Source organism: Lactococcus sp. FSL K6-0773, from assembly GCF_038006485.1.
Classification (GTDB): Bacteria; Bacillota; Bacilli; order Lactobacillales; family Streptococcaceae; genus Lactococcus; species Lactococcus lactis.
The window spans coordinates 1,302,327-1,323,439 of record NZ_JBBOVF010000001.1; the positions used below are offsets into that span (position 1 = coordinate 1,302,327).

Genomic DNA, 21,113 nt, shown 5'->3' on the forward strand with positions numbered 1-21,113 from the left:
TTTCATCAGTAAGTTTTTAAATTACATAAAGTCACGCAACGGTTTAGAACGACGTGGGTGACGAAGTTTTTTGATTGCTTTTGCTTCAATCTGACGAATACGTTCACGTGTCACTTTGAATTGTTTACCAACATCTTCCAAAGTATGCATGCGTCCATCATCAAGACCAAAACGCATTCTCAAAACATTTTCTTCACGGTCAGTCAAAGTATCCATGACTTCATCTAACTGTTCACGTAAAAGAATACGGTTTGTATAATCAACAGGTGATTCGATTACATCATCTTCAATGAAGTCACCAAGATGTGAATCATCTTCTTCACCGATAGGTGTTTCGAGTGAGACTGGTTCTTGAGCAATTTTCAGAACTTCACGAACTTTATCTGGCGCCATGTGCAACTCTTTACCAATTTCTTCTGGTGAAGGATCGCGTCCGAGTTCTTGCAAAAGATTACGTTGAACACGAATCAATTTATTGATTGTTTCAACCATATGCACTGGAATACGAATCGTGCGGGCTTGGTCAGCAATCGCACGTGTAATTGCTTGGCGAATCCACCATGTGGCATAAGTCGAGAACTTGAATCCTTTTGTATGGTCAAATTTATCCACAGCCTTCATCAAGCCCATATTTCCTTCTTGAATCAAGTCCAAAAATTGCATTCCACGTCCAGAATAACGTTTTGCAATTGAAACAACCAAACGCAAGTTGGCTTCGGCAAGCATTTGTTTCGCAAATTCTGCCCCTTCACCACCAGCAATAATTGCTTCAGCAAGTTTTGTTTCTTCATCAAGAGAAATCAATGGATAACGACCGATTTCTTTAAGATACATGCGAACAGGATCATCGATACGAACATTCGTAACAATTTCATCCATTGCAGTATCTGAAACTTCTTCTTTTTCAATTTCATCAGTGACAAGAGCCAAAGGACTTGGATTTCCATCTTTATCCACAATTGAAATTCCTGCATCTTGAATTTGTTTAAACAAGTCTTCAAGCGCATCATCAACAATCCCAAATTTAACAGAAAGTTCATCCATGATTTCTTCATCAAGTGCTTCGCCCAAAGGTTTACGTTTGGTAATATAGCTTTTAACTGCTTTTTCATAAGCTTTTACGTTAAAAGTATCACCATTTTCTTTGACTTCAACTCTTGCTAATGTTTTAGGACTATCCATCTTTTCAACAACAACAGGTTTAACATTTAATGCTTCAAGAAGACGACGTTCTTCACCAGGTCCAACTGAACTTGAATGTGATTTTACAAGTAAGCCAATTTCTTGAGCCTTCTCAACCAAAACACGGTTTTGAACGCCAGTTTCTTTTGAAATTTGACTTATTCTTTTTTTATTTGCTGCCAATTCGCTCCTCCTCTTTGGGTAAAACTACTGACAAAACTGTCATTAAATAGACTAGCCAATTGTCAGTAAAAAATTATCATAATTTTTTCTTTTGGTTAATAATCTGAAGGGTTAACTCTAAGACACGTTCTTTGTTTCCTGCTTTCTCAGCAGTTGCCAACTGTTGAATGAGTTCTTCAAATTTTATTTGTTCCATTTCATTAGAAAAAATGGAAACTAAGTCTTTGATTTCCTGACTTGATGCTGTATCAGGCAAATCTAAACTTATAATCTGGTAAAACAGACTACGTTCTTCGTCTGACAGCTCACTTGCTAAGTGTGATTCATCAATTTGTTCATAAACCATTGCTTCAAGCAAGATTTTATCAAATAAATCCTGATAACGTTTATGGACGAATCTAAAATTTTCATCTTGAGAAAATTTTTTCAAAACTGATGAATGATAAATCATTCGATGGAGTAGCATTTCTTCGGCTTTTTCCGAACGTGACAACTTAGGAACCTGAACAGATGGTTGAACAACTTGAGCCGATTCACTTCTTCTGTAAGTTTGTTGAGTTTTAACATTATTCTCATAATAAGCCTCCTCAAAATCTACAGGCATGACTGATTCAAGACTAGAATAATCATTTTCGTCAGTAAAACTTTCGGTCAAACTTGAAGCATCTAAATTACTGACAGGATGGTCAGTAATTGTCATATTTTCACGCCGTAAATTTACAGCCTGCTCCACTTGATTATACTCGAAATCAGGCAAAATCTCAACTAATTTTCTTATATAGGCATCCTGAGCCGTAATCGATGGAAGCTTTGCAATCATTGGTGAAATCTGTTCAATAAAATCAAGTTGCGTTTGTAAATTAGCAAGGTTTTCAGGTCTCAAATAATCAATTAAAAATTCAATGGGTTGAATACGCCCCGTTTCCATTAAGGCAGATAATCCCTTCAAACCATAATTTTTAGAATACTCATCTGGATCAAGTCCTTCCGGAACCTTTACAATCTGCACAGCAGATTCACCAATCAAATCAATGGCCTTATAAATTGCATTTTGCCCAGCAGAATCTCCATCATAAACTAATACGAATTTTTTTGCCATTTGTTTCAAACGACGGATGTGTTTTTCGGTTAAAGCCGTCCCCATTGAGGCAACAACATTATTTATTCCAGCTTTATAAGCCGCAATAACATCCATAAAACCTTCCATTAAATAGACTTCATGCTGCTTTGAAATTGTTGGTTTTGCTTTATCTAAATTCCAAAGTTCATAAGATTTATCAAATATAGTTGTTGCTGAAGTATTAATATATTTGGCTTTAGAATCATCATTTTCCTGCCATTTACGTCCAGAAAAACCAATTGTATGTCCATATTCGTTGGTGATTGGAAACATGATTCGATTCGTAAAAGCATCAAAAACGTTATTATTTGAGAAATGAAATAAACCAGACTTTGCCATAATTTCTTCATCAAACTTATTTGATAAATTTTTAAAAATAAAATCATTTTCTTCAGGAGCTAAACCAATATTAAATCTCTTGATTACATCATCAGTAATCCCCCGCTCCTCAAGATATTTCCTAGCCCGTTCACCCAACTCCGTTGACATCAATAGAATATTGTATAAACGAGCAGCCTGGTTATTGATTTCAAACAATGGTGCATTTGGATTATTTTTTTCTTCTCTATCATCAGAAATGTTAAGAGTAACTCCTGCAAAATCAGCCAGTTCCTTAACAGCATCAACGAATCCAACTTGATTGTATTCTTTTAAAAACTCAATCGCATCACCAGAGCGCCCACAACCAAAACAATGATAAAAACCTTTTTCAGCATTTACATTAAAGGAAGGAGTTTTCTCACCATGAAAAGGGCATAAACCAATATAATTCTTACCTGTACGACTTAAAGCAACATACTGTGAAATTAAATCAGCAATATTAACTTTTGACTTTAAATCATTAACAACCTCAGTGTCAAGTGAAACCATAATCTCCCCCTTCTTCCCTACGATTAATCATAAAAGTAATCTCATAAAATAAGTATAACACTTCAGAAAGGTTCTTAATCATCATTCATTTTCTAAAATAAATATAACTTACGAAATCTTACTGATTTTATGGCTTTAAAGTCTAAAAGACGCCTATTAAAGAATAGACGTCGAACAAAGGGGGGTAAGGGATTCGAACCCTCGCGCCGGTTTCCCGACCTAACGATTTAGCAAACCGTCCTCTTCAGCCTCTTGAGTAACCCCCCATAGGCTTATTAACAATGAATAGATACCTTACATATCCATTATGGGAATTCCAGGATTCGAACCTGGGACCCCTGCGTTATCAACACAGTGCTCTAACCAACTGAGCTAAACTCCCAATTTATTGTTTTCAATTGAAAACTAAGCGGATGACGAGAATCGAACTCGCGTAGCCAGCTTGGAAGGCTGGGGTTCTACCATTAAACTACATCCGCTAACAAAGAATGGCGCGAGACGGAATCGAACCGCCGACACATGGAGCTTCAATCCATTGCTCTACCAACTGAGCTACCGAGCCAAAGATATGGATCTTGCTGGATTCGAACCAGCGACCGATCGGTTATGAGCCGATAGCTCTAACCAACTGAGCTAAAGATCCAGCTGATAAATATAGCGGCGAAGGGGATCGAACCCCCGACCTCTCGGGTATGAACCGAACGCTCTAGCCAGCTGAGCTACACCGCCATTTTTGACATAAGTCAAATTGATGTAAAAACATCAATCGGGAAGACAGGATTCGAACCTGCGACACCTTGGTCCCAAACCAAGTACTCTACCAAGCTGAGCTACTTCCCGTTATATGCAAGCGGTAGGATTCGAACCTACAACCGCCTGATTCGTAGTCAGGTACTCTATCCAGTTGAGCCACGCCTGCAAATAACATTATATAAACAACTAGTAAGGATACTAGTAAGCGAACGACGAGATTCGAACTCGCGACCCCAACCATGGCAAGGTTGTGTTCTACCCCTGAACTACGTTCGCACTTAAACTTTGTGTCTTACGACAATGCCGACTACATGATTCGAACACGCGACCCTCTGATTACAAATCAGATGCTCTACCAACTGAGCTAAGTCGGCTAATACCTAGTATGCGGATGAAGGGACTTGAACCCCCACGCCGTTAAGCGCTAGATCCTAAATCTAGTGCGTCTGCCAATTCCGCCACATCCGCTAGGATTATGACCCGTGCTGGGCTCGAACCAGCGACCCTTTGATTAAAAGTCAAATGCTCTACCAACTGAGCTAACGAGTCATTAGTATTTCTACTAACGGTTCTGACGGGAATCGAACCCGCGATCTTCGCCGTGACAGGGCGACGTGATAACCGCTACACTACAGAACCTTTATTCACTTAATGGCTGAAACAACCAATGGGAGTTAACGGGATCGAACCGCTGACCCTCTGCTTGTAAGGCAGATGCTCTCCCAGCTGAGCTAAACTCCCAAAACTTGGCCACTCGCCTATCTCCCAGGGGGCAACCCCCAAGTACTTCCGCCGTAGATGGACTTAACTTCTGTGTTCGACATGGGAACAGGTGTATCTCCATCGCAATGATGACCAAATCATTAAATGTTACCTTGAACATTCAAAACTAAATAACAATTCTTCTAACTTTTAAACCATAAGCATATTATATTTGACTCTTTTGGTAAAGTCCTCGAGCGATTAGTACTGGTCCGCTCCAAGTCTCGCAACTCTTCCACTTCCAGCCTATCTACCAGATCATCTCTCTGGGCTCTTAATTCTTACGAATGGGTAATCTCATCTTGAGGTGGGCTTCGCACTTAGATGCTTTCAGCGCTTATCCCTTCCCTACATAGCTATCCAGCCGTGCTCCTGGCGGAACAACTGGTACACCAGCGGTAAGTCCATCCCGGTCCTCTCGTACTAAGGACAGATCCTCTCAAATTACCTACGCCCGCGACGGATAGGGACCGAACTGTCTCACGACGTTCTGAACCCAGCTCGCGTGCCGCTTTAATGGGCGAACAGCCCAACCCTTGGGACCGACTACAGCCCCAGGATGCGACGAGCCGACATCGAGGTGCCAAACCTCCCCGTCGATGTGAACTCTTGGGGGAGATAAGCCTGTTATCCCCAGGGTAGCTTTTATCCGTTGAGCGATGGCCCTTCCATGCGGTACCACCGGATCACTAAGTCCTAGTTTCCTACCTGCTCGAGTTGTAGCTCTCGCAGTCAAGCTGGCTTTTACCTTTACACTCTACGATTGATTTCCAACCAATCTGAGCCAACCTTTGAGCGCCTCCGTTACTCTTTAGGAGGCGACCGCCCCAGTCAAACTGTCCGTCAGACACTGTCTCCCTGGCCGATTATGCCAGCGGGTTAGAGTAACCATAAGTCAAGGGTAGTATCCCAACAACGCCTCAATAGAAACTAGCGTCCCTATTTCAATGGCTCCTACCTATCCTGTACATGACTTACAGGTACTCAATATCAAACTACAGTAAAGCTCCATGGGGTCTTTCCGTCCTGTCGCGGGTAACCTGCATCTTCACAGGTACTAAAATTTCACCGAGTCTCTCGTTGAGACAGTGCCCAAATCATTACGCCTTTCGTGCGGGTCGGAACTTACCCGACAAGGAATTTCGCTACCTTAGGACCGTTATAGTTACGGCCGCCGTTTACTGGGGCTTCAATTCATACCTTCGACTTACGTCTAAGCACTCCTCTTAACCTTCCAGCACCGGGCAGGCGTCACCCCCTATACATCACCTTGCGGTTTAGCAGAGAGCTGTGTTTTTGATAAACAGTTGCTTGGGCCTATTCACTGCGGCTGGCTTTTACACCAGCACCCCTTCTCCCGAAGTTACGGGGCTATTTTGCCGAGTTCCTTAACGAGAGTTCTCTCGATCACCTGAGGCTACTCGCCTCGACTACCTGTGTCGGTTTGCGGTACGGGTAGATATGACTTTACGCTAGAAGCTTTTCTTGGCAGTGTGACATCAGAGAGTTCGCAACCGTAGTTGCTTCCCCATCACAGCTCAATGTTAAAGAGAAATGCATTTGACACATCTCACACCTCACTGCTTAGACCAGAATCCATTAACTGGCATCTCTTAGCCTACTGCGTCCCTCCATCACGATCATATCTAGTACTGGAATATCAACCAGTTGTCCATCGACTACGCCTTTCGGCCTCGCCTTAGGTCCCGACTAACCCAGGGCGGACGAGCCTTCCCCTGGAAACCTTAGTCTTACGGTGGATAAGATTCTCACTTATCTTGCGCTACTCATACCGGCATTCTCACTTCTTAACGCTCCAGCACTCCTCACGGTATACCTTCATCGCGGTTAAGAACGCTCTCCTACCATTGATAAAATATCAATCCAAAGCTTCGGTAATATGTTTAGCCCCGGTACATTTTCGGCGCAGGGTCACTCGACTAGTGAGCTATTACGCACTCTTTGAATGATAGCTGCTTCTGAGCTAACATCCTAGTTGTCTGTGCAACCCCACATCCTTTTCCACTTAACATATATTTTGGGACCTTAGCTGTTGGTCTGGGCTGTTTCCCTTTCGACTACGGATCTTAGCACTCGCAGTCTGACTGCCGAACATGTGTATTAGCATTCGGAGTTTATCTGAGATTGGTAATCCTAGACGGACCCCTCACCCAAACAGTGCTCTACCTCCAATACACTTACATTTCGACGCTAGCCCTAAAGCTATTTCGGAGAGAACCAGCTATCTCCCAGTTCGTTTGGAATTTCTCCGCTATCCACAAGTCATCCAAACACTTTTCAACGTGTCCTGGTTCGGGCCTCCAGTGCGTCTTACCACACCTTCACCCTGCTCATGGATAGGTCACTAGGTTTCGGGTCTACATCATGATACTAAGTCGCCCTATTCAGACTCGGTTTCCCTACGGCTCCGTCTCTTCAACTTAACCTCGCATCATAACGTAACTCGCCGGTTCATTCTACAAAAGGCACGCTCTCACCCATTAACGGGCTCGAACTTCTTGTAGGCACACGGTTTCAGGTGCTATTTCACTCCCCTCTCGGGGTTCTTTTCACCTTTCCCTCACGGTACTGGTTCACTATCGGTCACTAAGGAGTATTTAGGGTTGGGAGATGGTCCTCCCGGATTCAAACTGGATTTCGCGTGTCCAGCCCTACTCAGGATACTGCTAGGTATAAGCGCTATTTCGTCTACGGGATTATTACCCTCTTTGATTAACCTTCCCAGGTTATTCGACTATAATGCTTAAGTCCACGTTGCAGTCCTACAACCCCAAGAAGCAAGCTTCTTGGTTTGCCCTTCTTCGCGTTCGCTCGCCGCTACTTACGAAATCGTTTTTACTTTCTCTTCCTGCAGGTACTTAGATGTTTCAGTTCTCTGCGTTACCTTTACATGAGCTATGTATTCACTCATGAATAACTGCTAGTAGCAGCTGGGTTTCCCCATTCGGAGACCTAGGGATCAATGCGTACTTACTGCTCCCCCTAGAATATCGTCGTTAGTCACGTCCTTCATCGGCTCTTAGTGCCAAGGCATCCACCGTGCGCCCTTATTAACTTTGCCATGATGATTTATAATCATCGTTTTTCAAGTATAAGTTTGTAAATTCTTTAAAATTCACAGCTTTTGGTTTATTTATCGTTATTAGATATTGTTATTTAGTTTTCAATGTTCAAGTGATTTTAACGTCTTGTCTGACAATGGAGCCTAGCGGGATCGAACCGCTGACCTCCTGCGTGCAAAGCAGGCGCTCTCCCAGCTGAGCTAAGGCCCCACAATCAAGAATTTGATTCTTGCTTAGGTTTATCACTAAACCCCTCAAAACTGAATAAAGTTGAATGCTCATGTCTTTGTATATATTCCTTAGAAAGGAGGTGATCCAGCCGCACCTTCCGATACGGCTACCTTGTTACGACTTCACCCCAGTCATCGGTCTTACCTTAGGAAGCGCCCTCCTTGCGGTTAGGCAACCTACTTCGGGTACTCCCAACTCCCGTGGTGTGACGGGCGGTGTGTACAAGGCCCGGGAACGTATTCACCGCGGCGTGCTGATCCGCGATTACTAGCGATTCCGACTTCATGTAGGCGAGTTGCAGCCTACAATCCGAACTGAGAATGGTTTTAAGAGATTAGCTAAACATCACTGTCTCGCGACTCGTTGTACCATCCATTGTAGCACGTGTGTAGCCCAGGTCATAAGGGGCATGATGATTTGACGTCATCCCCACCTTCCTCCGGTTTATCACCGGCAGTCTCGTTAGAGTGCCCAACTTAATGATGGCAACTAACAATAGGGGTTGCGCTCGTTGCGGGACTTAACCCAACATCTCACGACACGAGCTGACGACAACCATGCACCACCTGTATCCCGTGTCCCGAAGGAACTTCCTATCTCTAGGAATAGCACGAGTATGTCAAGACCTGGTAAGGTTCTTCGCGTTGCTTCGAATTAAACCACATGCTCCACCGCTTGTGCGGGCCCCCGTCAATTCCTTTGAGTTTCAACCTTGCGGTCGTACTCCCCAGGCGGAGTGCTTATTGCGTTAGCTGCGATACAGAGAACTTATAGCTCCCTACATCTAGCACTCATCGTTTACGGCGTGGACTACCAGGGTATCTAATCCTGTTTGCTCCCCACGCTTTCGAGCCTCAGTGTCAGTTACAGGCCAGAGAGCCGCTTTCGCCACCGGTGTTCCTCCATATATCTACGCATTTCACCGCTACACATGGAATTCCACTCTCCTCTCCTGCACTCAAGTCTACCAGTTTCCAATGCATACAATGGTTGAGCCACTGCCTTTTACACCAGACTTAATAAACCACCTGCGCTCGCTTTACGCCCAATAAATCCGGACAACGCTCGGGACCTACGTATTACCGCGGCTGCTGGCACGTAGTTAGCCGTCCCTTTCTGGGTAGTTACCGTCACTTGATGAGCTTTCCACTCTCACCAACGTTCTTCTCTACCAACAGAGTTTTACGATCCGAAAACCTTCTTCACTCACGCGGCGTTGCTCGGTCAGACTTTCGTCCATTGCCGAAGATTCCCTACTGCTGCCTCCCGTAGGAGTTTGGGCCGTGTCTCAGTCCCAATGTGGCCGATCACCCTCTCAGGTCGGCTATGTATCATCGCCTTGGTGAGCCTTTACCTCACCAACTAGCTAATACAACGCGGGATCATCTTTGAGTGATGCAATTGCATCTTTCAAACTTAAAACTTGTGTTTAAAGTTTTTATGCGGTATTAGCATTCGTTTCCAAATGTTGTCCCCCGCTCAAAGGCAGATTCCCCACGCGTTACTCACCCGTTCGCTGCTCATCCAGTTGGTACAAGTACCAACCTTCAGCGCTCAACTTGCATGTATTAGGCACGCCGCCAGCGTTCGTCCTGAGCCAGGATCAAACTCTCAAATAAAGTATTTAAGTCACCTTAGTGACTGGCTTGTCTTTCATTATTGATTGACAGATTTTTGATGTATCTTACTACATCACATGAGTCATTCTTCTTTATTCAGTTTTCAATGGTCTAGCTTATCGCTTCAAGACTCTCGTCTCTTGCGACAACTATTATATTCTATCAAACCTAACTAAACTTGTCAAGAATTAACTGTGACTTTTATACCTTTTTTTATCTTACATCCGGAAAATCCCACGGTTGTCATGTTTTATCATGTATACTTTTTATAACTTATACTCATAATCGGATCGATTTTTCACTTATTATGATAAATCCATGAACTAAATCTCACTCAAAATTCGAATTAATAATAAAAAAATAAGTACCAGTAGTTACTGACACTTATTTTTTTATCATTATTATATGAAATTATTTTACTTTTGCTGTTGTTGCAATAACTTCCACTGCTTTTTTCATTGCAATATCATGTTTAAGCATATCAACTGGAAGAAGTTTTTCAACTTGTTCAACAGGCATGTTGTATTGACCAGCAAGATCTTCAATTTCTGCTTTAACTTCTTCATCTGAAGTTGTAAAGTTTTCAGCAGCAGCAATTGCTTCGATTACCAAGTTTGTACGCACGCGTTTGTCAGCGTCTGCTTCATATTGTTTATGAAGATCATCTTCAGAAGTTCCAGTAATTTGGAAGTACATTTCTGGAGAGATTCCTTGTTGTTGCATTCCACCAAGAAATTCGTTCATAGCGCGATGAACTTCTTCGTGAATCATTTCTTCTGGAATTTCTTTGATTTCAGCATTGGCAACAGCAGCTTCGATTGCAGCAGTTTCTACAGCATCATTATAAGCTTCTGCTTTTGATTCTTCAAGTTCTTTACGGAATTTAGCTTTAAGCTCATCCAAAGTTTCAACTTCTTCGTCAATATCTTTAGCAAGTTCATCATCAAGTTCTGGTAATTCTTTTGCTTTTACTTCATTAACAGTTGTAACAAAGAGTGCTTCTTTACCAGCAAGGTCTTCAGCTTGATAGTTTTCTGGGAATGTAACTTTAACTTCTACAGTTTCACCAGCTTTAGTTCCAACAAGTTGTTCTTCAAATCCTGGAATGAATTGACCTGAACCAAGTTCAAGACTGTGGTTAGAACCTTTTCCACCTTCAAATTCAACACCATCAACTGAACCAACGAAGTCAATAACAACAGTATCACCATTTTCAGCAGCAGTTTCTTTTACTACAAGTTCAGCTAATTTGTTTTGAGAGTTAGTCAAGCGTGTTTCAACTTCTTCGTCAGAAACTTCTTTTGTTGCTTCTACTTCAACTGTAAGGTCTTTGTAGTCACCAAGTGAAACGGTTGGTTTTACAACAACTTCTGCAGTCAATTCCCAGTCAGAACCTTTTTCCATTTTTGCAACATCAATTTTTGGTTGTGCAACTGGTTCGATACCAGCTTCTTTTACAGCTGCATCATAAGCAGTTGGAAGAACAGCGTTTAAAGCTTCTTCAAAAAGTGCTTCTTCACCGTACATTTTATTAAACATTTGACGGCTGATTTTACCTTTACGGAAACCAGGAACGCTAATGTTAGCTTTTACTTTATTAAAGGCTTTGTCAAGCCCAGTTTTAATTGTTTCTTGGTCAATTGAAAATGAGAGTGTACCTTTAGTATCACTAGTTTTTTCAAAACTTACAGTCATTTTTTTCTCCTTATTTTGAGCCTGAGCTCAGAAATTCATACATTTCAAGAATAGCATAAAATCCGCTATATTTCAAGAAAGACTAGCTTTTTTGACTTATAAAATGTAATTTCTTAGCAAAATAAAAGGCCTGATTTTTCCGAATCAAGTCTTTTATTATTTTGCAGGGCTAAGTTTATCCATAACTTCTTTCCATAAATTATGGTTGAAAACGTTGGAAGGATTTCCTCCACCTAGAAAACCATAACCAACCATAAGTCCTAAAACGGCGGCAAGAACTAGTAGAACTATAACAAAAATAATAATAGAGAGTCTTAGTCCTAAAAATTTTATGGTTTTCTTAAACATTAGCCTTCTCCGTCTTCGTCTTCTACACGAATAATATCAGCTCCCAGAGCTTTTAATTTTTCATGGAATTTATAGTAACCTCGGTCTAAATGACTTAATCTTCTAACAGTTGTTTGCCCTTTGGCAACCAATCCCAAAAGAATCAATGCGGCACTTGCCCGTAAATCTGTTGATTTTACCGCAGCGCCTTGTAAATTTGAATTTCCTTGAATAAGCGCTGTATTTCTAGTAATGTCAACTTCCAATCCCATACGACGCATTTCTTTCAAATGTTGGAAACGATTTTCAAATACTGTCTCTACCATCACTGATTCTCCCACGGCAACGGCCTGAGCAGCTGTCATTTGTGATTGCATATCTGTAGGAAATCCTGGGTGTGGTAAAGTCTTAACGCTTGTTGCTTTTAGTTTTTCAGGCCCAACAACTCGAAGTCCAGATTCTTCTTGGGTAAAATTAACACCCATTTCGCTAAGTTTTGAAATCAATGGACGGTTATGTTCAGCAATCGCATCTTTGATTAAAACATCACCTTGTGTCATTGCGGCCGCAACCATGAAAGTTCCTGCTTCAATTCGGTCTTGAACAACTGAATGGTTTGCCCCATGCATTTTTTCAACACCTTTAATAATAATTGTATCTGTTCCGGCCCCCTTAACATTTGCTCCCATTTTATTTAGGAGGTTTGCTAAGTCAACAATTTCTGGTTCACGTGCTGCATTTTCAAGTGTCGTTGTCCCGTCAGCTAGTGTCGCAGCAAGAATAAGATTTTGAGTAGCTCCTACTGATGGAAAGTCAAGATAAATATGAGCTCCTTTTAATTTATCAGCCTTAGCTTCAATATAACCAGCATTTTGAGTGATTGTTGCTCCCATTTGTTCAAAACCGCGTAAATGTAAATCAATTGGTCGAGATCCAATGGAACATCCACCTGGCATTGATACACGTGCTTGTCCGTTGCGGGCTAAGATTGGTCCCATAACAACGATTGAGGCACGCATTTTGCTGACATACTCATATGGTGCAGTTGTTTTTATTTCTGAATTTGATTTAGCAATAATTTTCTTTGCTTCTTGGTCAAAGCTAATCGCAGTTCCAAGATGATTTACCAAATTATTCATCATAAAAACGTCGCTTAAAATAGGGACATTAGTAAGTACAACTTCACCCTCACTAGCGAGTAATGTTGCTGCAAGAAGAGGAAGAACGGCGTTCTTTGCTCCTTCAATTTCAACTTCACCTTGAAGTTTTGTTTGCCCACCTTTTACAATTATTTTATCCATCATTTAAATCCTATTTTTCCTCTAAATTTTATTTTATATTTTTAGATTATAACACAAAAGTACCTTCCATTTTTCTGAAATATTTCACTCTGTTTATTTTTTGATGTATTTTTGTATTTCAGAAATTAAGTATGAGGGAGCAGTGAACACTCGCTCTCTACAGTTAAAATGGGGACTTTCACCCGATATGGTCAATGTAACATAGCCAATTCTTTCAGCAATAATACTTCCGGCTGCATAATCCCAAGGTTGAAGACTACTGAAATACCCAATTATTTTTCCTTCCAGAAGCTGACCATAGCTGATACCTGCACTGCCAATGATACGAACCCCTAAAGTTTGATGGCTTAAATCTAACAAGCCTCCACTATTAGATCTATACATGTAACTATTCACTCCAAGTAAACTTTGAGCCAAAGGTCTTTCTTTGAGTTCCAATTCTTTTTGATTACAAAAGGCTTTGTGGCTATCACACCAATAAAGTTTATCCTTCATTACATCTAGTATCAGACCAAATTTACCAACACCATACTCATAATAAGCAAGCATCACGGCAAAATTATCTTTTTGAACAATAAAATTTGTTGTTCCATCAATGGGGTCTAAGACCCAGAGATGCGGAATTTCTGAATCGAACTTTATTTTTTCTTCGTCTTCTTCGGCTAAAATTTTATCTTCCGGGAAATGATGGAGAATATTGGCTACTATTTGCTCTTGGACTTCTTTGTCAAAATTTGTCACTAAGTCATCATAGCGAGTCTTTTCAGTAATTTCCAACGGAGCAGCTATATTTTCTTTTAAGAAATTTCCAGCATCTCTTACCCAATCTTTAGCTAATTCAAGCCTTGTCAGCACTGACAAATCGTTTTCCACTAGCTTTTACCTCCTTGACTGCATGATAAAGTGAGTAACCACTGCTTAGTTCAAAATCACGCCCAAGCTGTTTTTCTTGCATTTTTGAGGGAACAATCTTTTTGAAAGCATTATAGGATTCTAAAAAAACTTCTTTTTCAACTTTGCTTTCATAAAATTTTTCAACTTGATTGAAAAAAGAGAGCACTTCTGTCATTTCAGTAGTACTCCAACTTAAATCAAGAGGATAATTATAATTTTCTTTCATGCTTCTCCTGCCCGTTCAGGCTAAAAAATCTATAAAATTCAGCAAAAATTTACTGACAGAATTGTTGTCAGTAAATTTTGCTGCCTAAATCTTAATCTATTGTACTTAACATTTCTGCTCGACGATATTCACGTGGCAAAAATGCACGAATTTCATCCTCGTTAAAGCCAATTTGTAGGTGTTTTGAGTCAGTAATAATTGGACGTCTTAATAGATTTGGAAATTCTGTTACCAAGTCTAATAATTCATTAATAGTCAAATTATCAACATCCACAGCCAATTTTTGAAAAACTTTTGACCGTGTCGAAATAATATCTTCTGTTCCATTTTCCGTTTTCGTCAAGATATGACGCAAATCGTTTGTTGTCATCGGTTGTGTCAAAATGTTGTGCTCTACAAAGGGAACCTTATGGCTTTGCAACCAAGCGCGCGCTTTACGGCAACTGGTACATGATGGCGACAAATATAAATCAATCACAGTCCTATTTCCCATCCTTTTAAAATTATCAGTAAGTTTATTTTTCTCCTCATTGGATAAAAACTAATTTACATCTGCTAAGTATTATATCAAAATTAATATCGCAAAAAAAGTGACGTTATGATTTTTAGTAATTATTTTCTTCTAAAAATTACGAAATCACTCATTCATTTCTTCAAAAGTTTCTTGTAAATCTTCAAAATCAAGCAAATAAACTTCATAATTAGTGTTTTGTTTCATTTTTTCAACCATATATTTTAATTTTGTCTCATTTTCTTCATCGTAAAAAACAAAAGCTCCCTCGGTATTTTCCAGTATAAAATCATTGTACTGGCGGAATTGGCTTGGACTTTCATAAGTTTCAAAAGCATATTTCACAAAATCTACTTGTTTGAAAGCTGCCAACTTAACTTGATTACTTTCGTTCCAATTTTGGCCATGTGTTTCAAAAGAAAAAATTGTCCCAATTTGAAAGTCATAATCTGTCTGAAGTTCCTTTGCTACTTCCAACGCCCAGTATTCAAAACCCAAATTACCTGTAAAAATAATCCAACGAAGGCCTTCCTCCAAAAAGTTAATTAATTTTCTTCTAATTGTTTTTTTTATTATTGATACTTTTATGTCTTTTTCATTGAAAATACCTAGGTCAAAACTTGTATAACCCATGATTAGTAGTGAATTCATAAATATTTTCCCCTTGTAAAATTTATGTTATAATAGACATTATATAACTAACTGAGAATTTTATAAAGGTAGAAAACAGAATGGTTAATTATCCTAATGGAAGGTCGCGAGCTTACAGCACTGTTCCTAAGAAAAAAAAATCACTGACAGAGCTGTCAGTAACTAAAAAAAGCACCTCAAAAACCAAAGGGATGGTTGCCTTCGGGAAGCGGGGAATGAATTTTGAAGCTGAAATTAATGCAACAAATGAGTATTATCTTTCTCGTGGACTTGCAGTTATTCACAAAAAGCCAACACCAATTCAAATCGTTAAAGTAGATTATCCACAAAGGAGTCGTGCAAAAATTACAGAAGCTTACTTCAGGCAAGCATCTACTACTGACTACTCTGGAGTCTATAAAGGTCACTACATCGACTTTGAAGCAAAGGAAACACAGCAAAAAACTGTTTTCCCTCTAAAAAATTTCCATGAGCATCAAATTGTTCACATGAGTAATGTTCTCGCTCAAGGGGGAATTGCTTTTGTCCTCTTGCACTTTGCAAGGTTAAATGAAACATATCTTCTTCCATCTTCGTGTTTGATTACTTTTTATTACGAAAAAGGCGGTTTAAAGTCAATTCCGCTTTCTCATATTCGCGAAAATGGCTATAAAATTGAAACGAACCACATTCCTAGAATTCCTTATCTAGAAATTGTGAATAAACTTTGTGAGGTACAGTAAAATTTCTACTAAATCTAAGAAAAATAAACAAAAAAAACGTACGAAACGCGGTTCCGCCAAATCTAAAATGTGGACGGCAGTAAAATTATTTTTAATTGCTTTCTTTTCTTTAATTATCCTAGCCTTAGCCGCTGGGGGCGCCGTTTTCGTTTATTATGCTAAGGATGCACCTGCACTCACTTTGGACAAACTTGAATCTAAACCTTCTACTAAAGTTTATGACTCTAGCGAAAAAGTGGTGGCAACTTTAGGAGCTGAACAAAGAAATCTGGTTAAAACTGATAATATTCCAGTAATGTTGGTTAATGCGGTTACTTCTATTGAAGACCATCGTTTCTTCAATACTCGTGGAATTGACCCCATTCGGATTGCTGGAGCTTTTGTTAATAATTTAAAAGGTGGTTCTTTAAACGGTGGTTCTACACTTGATATGCAGCTCATTAAGCTTTCATTCTTCTCAACCGATGAATCAGACCAAACTTTGAGTGTTAAAATTCAAGAAGCTTGGATGGCCTTAAAATTAGACCAAAAATGGACCAAGGAGCAAATTTTTACAGCTTATGTTAATAAGGTTAATATGGCAAATGGTTATTATGGAATGGGAACTGCTTCCCAAGCCTATTATGGCAAAGATTTAACTCAGCTTTCAATCGCTCAACTTGCCCTACTTGCTGGAATGCCTCAAGCTCCTAATACTTATAATCCATATACTAACCCTACTTCTGCTAAATGGCGCCGTGATATGGTTATCCGTGCAATGCGTCGTTACGATAAAATTACAGCTGAAGAAGAAAAGAAAGCACTGGCTACCCCAATTGATGATGGACTTCAACCTTTAAAACAAAGTGTAACTATTCCAAGTTATGCTGATAATTTCCTCAAACAGGCAATTGCTCAAGCTAAAACTTTGGCTGGAGATGATATTTTGACTGAGGGAGCTAAAATTTATACTACTCTTGATACAACAGCCCAACAAAATCTATATAATATTGTTAACACTGGCAACTATATCACTTATCCAGATGATACAATGCAAGTTGCTTCAACTGTTACTGATGTCAAAACAGGTGCTGTAATTGCACAAATTGGTGGTCGTAATCAACCAAGCAATGTTACTTTTGGCTTTAACCAAGCCGTGCAAACAGACCGAGATTGGGGTTCGACCATGAAGCCAATTGTCGACTACGGTCCAGCTTTTGAAAATAATATTTATACTTCAACTAATAATTATGTTTCCGATTCCCCAACTACTTATCCAAATGGAACGCCTTTAAAAAACTGGGATAATACTTATTTTGGTTCAATGACTGTCAAAAGTGCCTTAGCACTTTCACGTAACATCCCAGCTGTTAAAACTTTAATCAATGTTGGACTAGATAATTCTAGCAAATTTGTTAATGGTCTAGGAATTACTTTAGATCCTCTGGAATACTCTAATGCCATCTCTAGTAACTCTAAAAATGGTGGAGCAAGTTCTGAAAAAATGGCTGCTGCTTATGCTGCCTTCTCAAATGGTGGGATTTACACTAAACCTTATTATGTTTCCAAAGTTGTCTTCCCCGATGGTCGTACAGTTGAATACAAACCGGACCGCTCACGAGCAATGCAAGCCTCAACCGCTTATATCATGACCAATATTCTTCAAAGTGTTTTAACATTGCCACTTTCTGAATCTGTTGGTTCTTACGCTGCTGTTCCCGGCTTAGCAGCCGCTGGTAAAACTGGTACATCTAACTATACAGATAGTGAAATGGATCAAATCACTGAGAAATACGGTTCCCTTCCAGGTATGGTTTCTCCAGACGAAAACTTTGTTGGTTATACTCCTCAGTATTCAATGGCTGTTTGGACCGGTTATTCAAATCGAATGACGCCAATTTATGGTACAAGTACTCAGATTGCAACCAAAGTTTTCTCATCTATGATGACTCAACTTACTCCTGATCCTTCATCTGTTGCGACATGGACAATGCCTGAGGGTGTTAGTCAAGAAGGAACTGCTCTTGTTAAAACAGATAGTTCTGGTCAAACAATAAGTCAATCCTCCGCTAATGGTAGTTAAATGAAAATTGAAAAAATTGTTAATAAAATTGCTCAGGAGAATACATATCTCCTGAGCAATTCTACTTCACATCTCATTATTGATCCTGGAAGTGATTCGTCAGCACTTCTTGAACGTCTTAAAATTACTGACAAAACAATCTCCGCTATTTTACTGACACACGCTCATTTCGACCACATTATAGGGCTGAATGAACTAAGGAAACATTTTCCTGATGTTCCTATTTATCTTCATTCAGCTGAAAAAGAATGGATGAAAAATCCTAAATTAAATGCATCATTCTTTTTCCTAGGAACTGCTGTGACTGGCCCTGAAGCTGATTATTTTTATGAAATTAATCAGTTTTACGATATTGATGCTTTCAAGTTTCAAGTGCTCGAAACGCCGGGACATTCTATTGGTGGAGTAAGTCTGCTTTTTAAATTGGAAAATGAGTCTTTTGTATTTAGTGGAGACGCACTTTTTAAGAATGCTATAGGACGCTGGGATTTACCTACTGGAAATCAAGCGCAACTTTTAAAATCAATTCGTGAGCAGCTCTTCACACTTGATGAAAATACTCAAGTCTTTCCTGGTCATGGTCCCAAAACAAGTATTGGTACTGAAAAACAAAATAATCCTTTTTTCCAATAAAAAAAAGTTACTGATTCTATTGTCAGTAACTTTTTTATTTAGATTCTAATTGTTTGTCCTGGATGAATCATGTCATTAATTCCAAATCCATTGAGGGCTGCTAATTGGTCAGCTGTCATACCATTTGCTGTGGCAATTGAATAAATGCTGTCACCATTTTGAATTGTACAACTGTTTGAAGTCGTTGTGTTTGAAGTTGTTGCACTAGTACTTACAGTTACTTGCAATACTTGTCCTACTTGAAGCATTGAATTAACATCATAAATTCCATTGGCTGACATCAGTGATGAAACAGTCATTCCATATTGTTCCGCAATCGAATATAAACTATCTCCTGATTTGACGGTATAAGTAGAACTTGACGATACATTGGAAGTTGTATTGGTACTTGTTGTAGTTGTGCTAGCACCAGCAACTTGCAAAACTTCTCCTACATGAATATCGTTCGCATTTTCTAAACTATTTGCTGACACAAGTGCATCAACAGTTGTACCATATTGAGCAGCGATTGCTGATAATGAATCACCCTCTTGTACTTTGTATGTGCCAGCTGAATTTGTTGAGGCTGATGAACTAGTTGTAACAGCAGTTCCTCCTGATATTTCTCCTCCTTGGTCATAAACACTTAAACCAAGTTCAGAAATCACGCTATTCAATTTAGAAGCATAAGTTGGATCCGTGGCATAACGTCCTTCAAGCCAAGCTGTCGCATCTAAGTAAGAACTTGTATTTTCACGCCAAGCCCCAGAATAATATGATGAAGCACGTAACATTTTAGCTTGGGCAACACATGCGTCATAAACTGAGCTATAAGCTTGGAAGGGTTCAACAACATTTGTCATTGTTCCATTCAAATACTCTTGTGTTGGTAGATAAACAGGTGTACCAGAAGTGTATTTAACTCCAAAAATATTATTATAATTGCTTGCTAAGGCACTTTGTCCACCACTTGATTCTAAAATCCCTTGGGCAATCATTACTGATGGATAAAGTCCGTAGTCATTTGCCACTGGTACCGCAGCGTTAATAATTTCTTGAACAAATGAAGCTTGTGCTTTAATCCCACCAAGACTTGCCAAAGCAACAATTGACGCACCAAGCGCTAATTTATGTTTCTGTTTCATCGAGTCTCCTCTTTAATATTAGATAATTTTTTGACTAAAATATGCCAATTGTATTTTTATTGTTACTTACTAGTATAAAAATTTTCTGGCGATTTGTAAAGTCTTTTCTTTATTATTTTTTAAATTTCACATCATAAATTTTTTTTAGAGCCATGATTATAATATTAGGAGGCAAATCTTTTTATTTGAGCTATAATAAAGTAAAAGGAGCGAAAAAATGACTAAAATTTATGATAACATTACTGAATTAATCGGACAAACTCCAATTGTTAAACTTCAACATGTTCCAGCAGAGAGTGCTGATGTCTATGTCAAACTTGAAGCTTTCAATCCTGGTGGTTCTGTGAAAGATCGGATTGCCCTTGCAATGATTCGGGCGGCTGAGGCCGATGGACGTTTAAAACCTGGTGGAACAATCGTTGAACCGACTTCTGGAAATACAGGAATTGGACTCGCCTTCGTTGGCTCTGCTTTGGGTTACAAAGTTGTCATTGTCATGCCAGAGTCATTCTCACTTGAACGTCGCAAATTGATTCAAGCTTACGGGGCTCAATTAGTTTTAACACCCGCTAGTGGTGGAATGAAAGCAGCAATTGCTAAGGCAAAAGAACTCTCAGAAACAGAAGGTTATTTTCTTGCCATGCAATTTGAAAATCCCGCAAATCCTGAAATTCATGAAAAAACAACAGGAGCTGAGATTATTGATGCTTTTGGGCCAACTGGACTTGATGCCTTTGTGGCAGGTGCAGGGACTGGTGGAACGATAACAGGAGTTTCGCATGCCCTCAAAAAAGCAAATCCAACTATCAAAACTTATGTTGTCGAAGCTGATGAATCTGCTATTCTCTCGGGTGAGGCTGCTGGCCCACATAAAATCCAAGGTATTTCTGCTGGTTTTATTCCTGGGAATCTTGACACTAAATCTTATGATGAAATCATTCGGGTCAAAGGAGATGATGCCATTTTAACGGCTCGTCATCTTGGAGGAAAAGAAGGATTTTTAGTTGGAATTTCTTCGGGCGCAGCCATTTATGCTGCCCTTGAAGTAGCTAAAAAATTAGGTAAGGGTAAAAAAGTGTTAGCGATTGCTCCTGATAATGGAGAACGCTACTTATCAACGGCTCTTTATGATTTTGAGTCTGAAAAATAAATAATTTTCACTGA

General features: G+C 39.7%; 14 protein-coding genes, 15 tRNA genes and 3 rRNA genes. 4 read left to right on the forward strand and 28 right to left on the reverse strand.

Annotated elements, in window-relative coordinates:
* Positions 1-21: 21 nt before the first annotated feature.
* The 27 genes from rpoD to MHB61_RS06285 all read right to left on the reverse strand — a co-directional run bounded on the left by rpoD (position 22) and on the right by MHB61_RS06285 (position 15,408).
* Positions 22-1,365, reverse strand: a complete 1,344-nt coding sequence (gene rpoD, locus MHB61_RS06155; RefSeq protein ID WP_003130829.1) for an RNA polymerase sigma factor RpoD — start codon at positions 1,363-1,365, stop codon at positions 22-24.
* Between the two features lie 76 nt (positions 1,366-1,441).
* Entirely contained in the window at positions 1,442-3,355 is a 1,914-nt protein-coding gene (dnaG, locus tag MHB61_RS06160; protein ID WP_003130831.1) for a DNA primase, read from the reverse strand.
* A gap of 178 nt (positions 3,356-3,533) precedes the next feature.
* Positions 3,534-3,621: transfer RNA gene (locus MHB61_RS06165), tRNA-Ser, on the reverse strand.
* A gap of 42 nt (positions 3,622-3,663) precedes the next feature.
* Positions 3,664-3,737: transfer RNA gene (locus MHB61_RS06170), tRNA-Ile, on the reverse strand.
* Positions 3,738-3,763: 26 nt separating this feature from the next.
* Positions 3,764-3,834: transfer RNA gene (locus tag MHB61_RS06175), tRNA-Gly, on the reverse strand.
* Between the two features lie 10 nt (positions 3,835-3,844).
* Positions 3,845-3,917: transfer RNA gene (locus MHB61_RS06180), tRNA-Phe, on the reverse strand.
* A gap of 7 nt (positions 3,918-3,924) precedes the next feature.
* Positions 3,925-3,998 (reverse strand) — tRNA-Ile (locus MHB61_RS06185).
* Positions 3,999-4,010: 12 nt separating this feature from the next.
* Positions 4,011-4,084 (reverse strand) — tRNA-Met (locus tag MHB61_RS06190).
* Positions 4,085-4,121: 37 nt separating this feature from the next.
* Positions 4,122-4,195, reverse strand: a tRNA-Pro gene (locus MHB61_RS06195).
* Between the two features lie 5 nt (positions 4,196-4,200).
* Positions 4,201-4,274, reverse strand: a tRNA-Arg gene (locus MHB61_RS06200).
* A 38-nt stretch (positions 4,275-4,312) separates the two neighbouring features.
* Positions 4,313-4,384 (reverse strand) — tRNA-Gly (locus tag MHB61_RS06205).
* Between the two features lie 25 nt (positions 4,385-4,409).
* Positions 4,410-4,482: transfer RNA gene (locus MHB61_RS06210), tRNA-Thr, on the reverse strand.
* Between the two features lie 12 nt (positions 4,483-4,494).
* Positions 4,495-4,576: transfer RNA gene (locus tag MHB61_RS06215), tRNA-Leu, on the reverse strand.
* 8 nt (positions 4,577-4,584) lie between these two features.
* Positions 4,585-4,657: transfer RNA gene (locus tag MHB61_RS06220), tRNA-Lys, on the reverse strand.
* 17 nt (positions 4,658-4,674) lie between these two features.
* Positions 4,675-4,747: transfer RNA gene (locus tag MHB61_RS06225), tRNA-Asp, on the reverse strand.
* Positions 4,748-4,776: 29 nt separating this feature from the next.
* A tRNA-Val gene (locus MHB61_RS06230) sits at positions 4,777-4,849 on the reverse strand.
* 3 nt (positions 4,850-4,852) lie between these two features.
* Positions 4,853-4,968 (reverse strand): 5S ribosomal RNA (gene rrf / locus MHB61_RS06235).
* A gap of 83 nt (positions 4,969-5,051) precedes the next feature.
* Positions 5,052-7,952, reverse strand: a 23S ribosomal RNA gene (locus tag MHB61_RS06240).
* A gap of 138 nt (positions 7,953-8,090) precedes the next feature.
* Positions 8,091-8,163: transfer RNA gene (locus tag MHB61_RS06245), tRNA-Ala, on the reverse strand.
* Positions 8,164-8,256: 93 nt separating this feature from the next.
* Positions 8,257-9,803: ribosomal RNA gene (locus MHB61_RS06250) — 16S ribosomal RNA — on the reverse strand.
* Together the 16S, 23S and 5S rRNA genes with 15 tRNA genes alongside form the textbook arrangement of a ribosomal RNA operon.
* A 411-nt stretch (positions 9,804-10,214) precedes the next feature.
* On the reverse strand, positions 10,215-11,498 hold the full coding sequence (gene tig / locus MHB61_RS06255) for a trigger factor (protein ID WP_137015776.1): 1,284 nt from the start codon (positions 11,496-11,498) through the stop codon (positions 10,215-10,217).
* A 156-nt stretch (positions 11,499-11,654) separates the two neighbouring features.
* On the reverse strand, positions 11,655-11,846 hold the full coding sequence (locus MHB61_RS06260; RefSeq protein ID WP_003131739.1) for a DNA-directed RNA polymerase subunit beta: 192 nt from the start codon (positions 11,844-11,846) through the stop codon (positions 11,655-11,657).
* Entirely contained in the window at positions 11,846-13,126 is a 1,281-nt protein-coding gene (murA, locus tag MHB61_RS06265; protein WP_032398873.1) for a UDP-N-acetylglucosamine 1-carboxyvinyltransferase, read from the reverse strand. The genes MHB61_RS06260 and murA overlap by 1 nt, the downstream gene beginning before the upstream one ends.
* A gap of 93 nt (positions 13,127-13,219) precedes the next feature.
* Positions 13,220-13,999: an inositol monophosphatase family protein gene (locus MHB61_RS06270; protein ID WP_017864167.1), complete on the reverse strand. Its 780-nt coding sequence runs from the start codon at positions 13,997-13,999 to the stop codon at positions 13,220-13,222.
* A complete protein-coding gene (locus MHB61_RS06275; RefSeq protein WP_003131743.1) occupies positions 13,965-14,246 on the reverse strand; it encodes a UPF0223 family protein in 282 nt (93 codons plus the stop codon). The genes MHB61_RS06270 and MHB61_RS06275 overlap by 35 nt, the downstream gene beginning before the upstream one ends.
* 91 nt (positions 14,247-14,337) lie before the next feature.
* Complete coding sequence (spx, locus tag MHB61_RS06280; protein ID WP_010905435.1) at positions 14,338-14,724, reverse strand: transcriptional regulator Spx; 387 nt, start codon at positions 14,722-14,724, stop codon at positions 14,338-14,340.
* Positions 14,725-14,883: 159 nt separating this feature from the next.
* Complete coding sequence (locus MHB61_RS06285) at positions 14,884-15,408, reverse strand: DUF1273 domain-containing protein (RefSeq protein WP_010905434.1); 525 nt, start codon at positions 15,406-15,408, stop codon at positions 14,884-14,886.
* Between the two features lie 80 nt (positions 15,409-15,488).
* On the opposite strand from MHB61_RS06285, the gene recU reads away from it, so the two are divergent.
* The 3 genes from recU (at position 15,489) to MHB61_RS06300 (ending at position 18,825) form a co-directional block, all read left to right on the forward strand.
* Complete coding sequence (gene recU / locus MHB61_RS06290) at positions 15,489-16,130, forward strand: Holliday junction resolvase RecU (protein ID WP_003131746.1); 642 nt, start codon at positions 15,489-15,491, stop codon at positions 16,128-16,130.
* Positions 16,131-16,197: 67 nt separating this feature from the next.
* The gene (locus MHB61_RS06295) at positions 16,198-18,192 is read left to right on the forward strand and encodes a transglycosylase domain-containing protein (protein ID WP_003131747.1); all 1,995 of its coding nucleotides are present in this window, start codon (positions 16,198-16,200) and stop codon (positions 18,190-18,192) included.
* Positions 18,193-18,825, forward strand: coding sequence for an MBL fold metallo-hydrolase (locus MHB61_RS06300; protein ID WP_003131748.1), 633 nt, complete (start codon positions 18,193-18,195; stop codon positions 18,823-18,825).
* A gap of 38 nt (positions 18,826-18,863) precedes the next feature.
* On the opposite strand, the gene MHB61_RS06305 is transcribed toward MHB61_RS06300, so the two are convergent.
* The gene (locus tag MHB61_RS06305; protein ID WP_137015774.1) at positions 18,864-19,949 is read right to left on the reverse strand and encodes a LysM peptidoglycan-binding domain-containing protein; all 1,086 of its coding nucleotides are present in this window, start codon (positions 19,947-19,949) and stop codon (positions 18,864-18,866) included.
* Between the two features lie 217 nt (positions 19,950-20,166).
* Between MHB61_RS06305 and cysK the strand changes: the two genes are divergently transcribed.
* A complete protein-coding gene (gene cysK / locus MHB61_RS06310; RefSeq protein WP_003131750.1) occupies positions 20,167-21,099 on the forward strand; it encodes a cysteine synthase A in 933 nt (310 codons plus the stop codon).
* Positions 21,100-21,113: the final 14 nt, after the last annotated feature.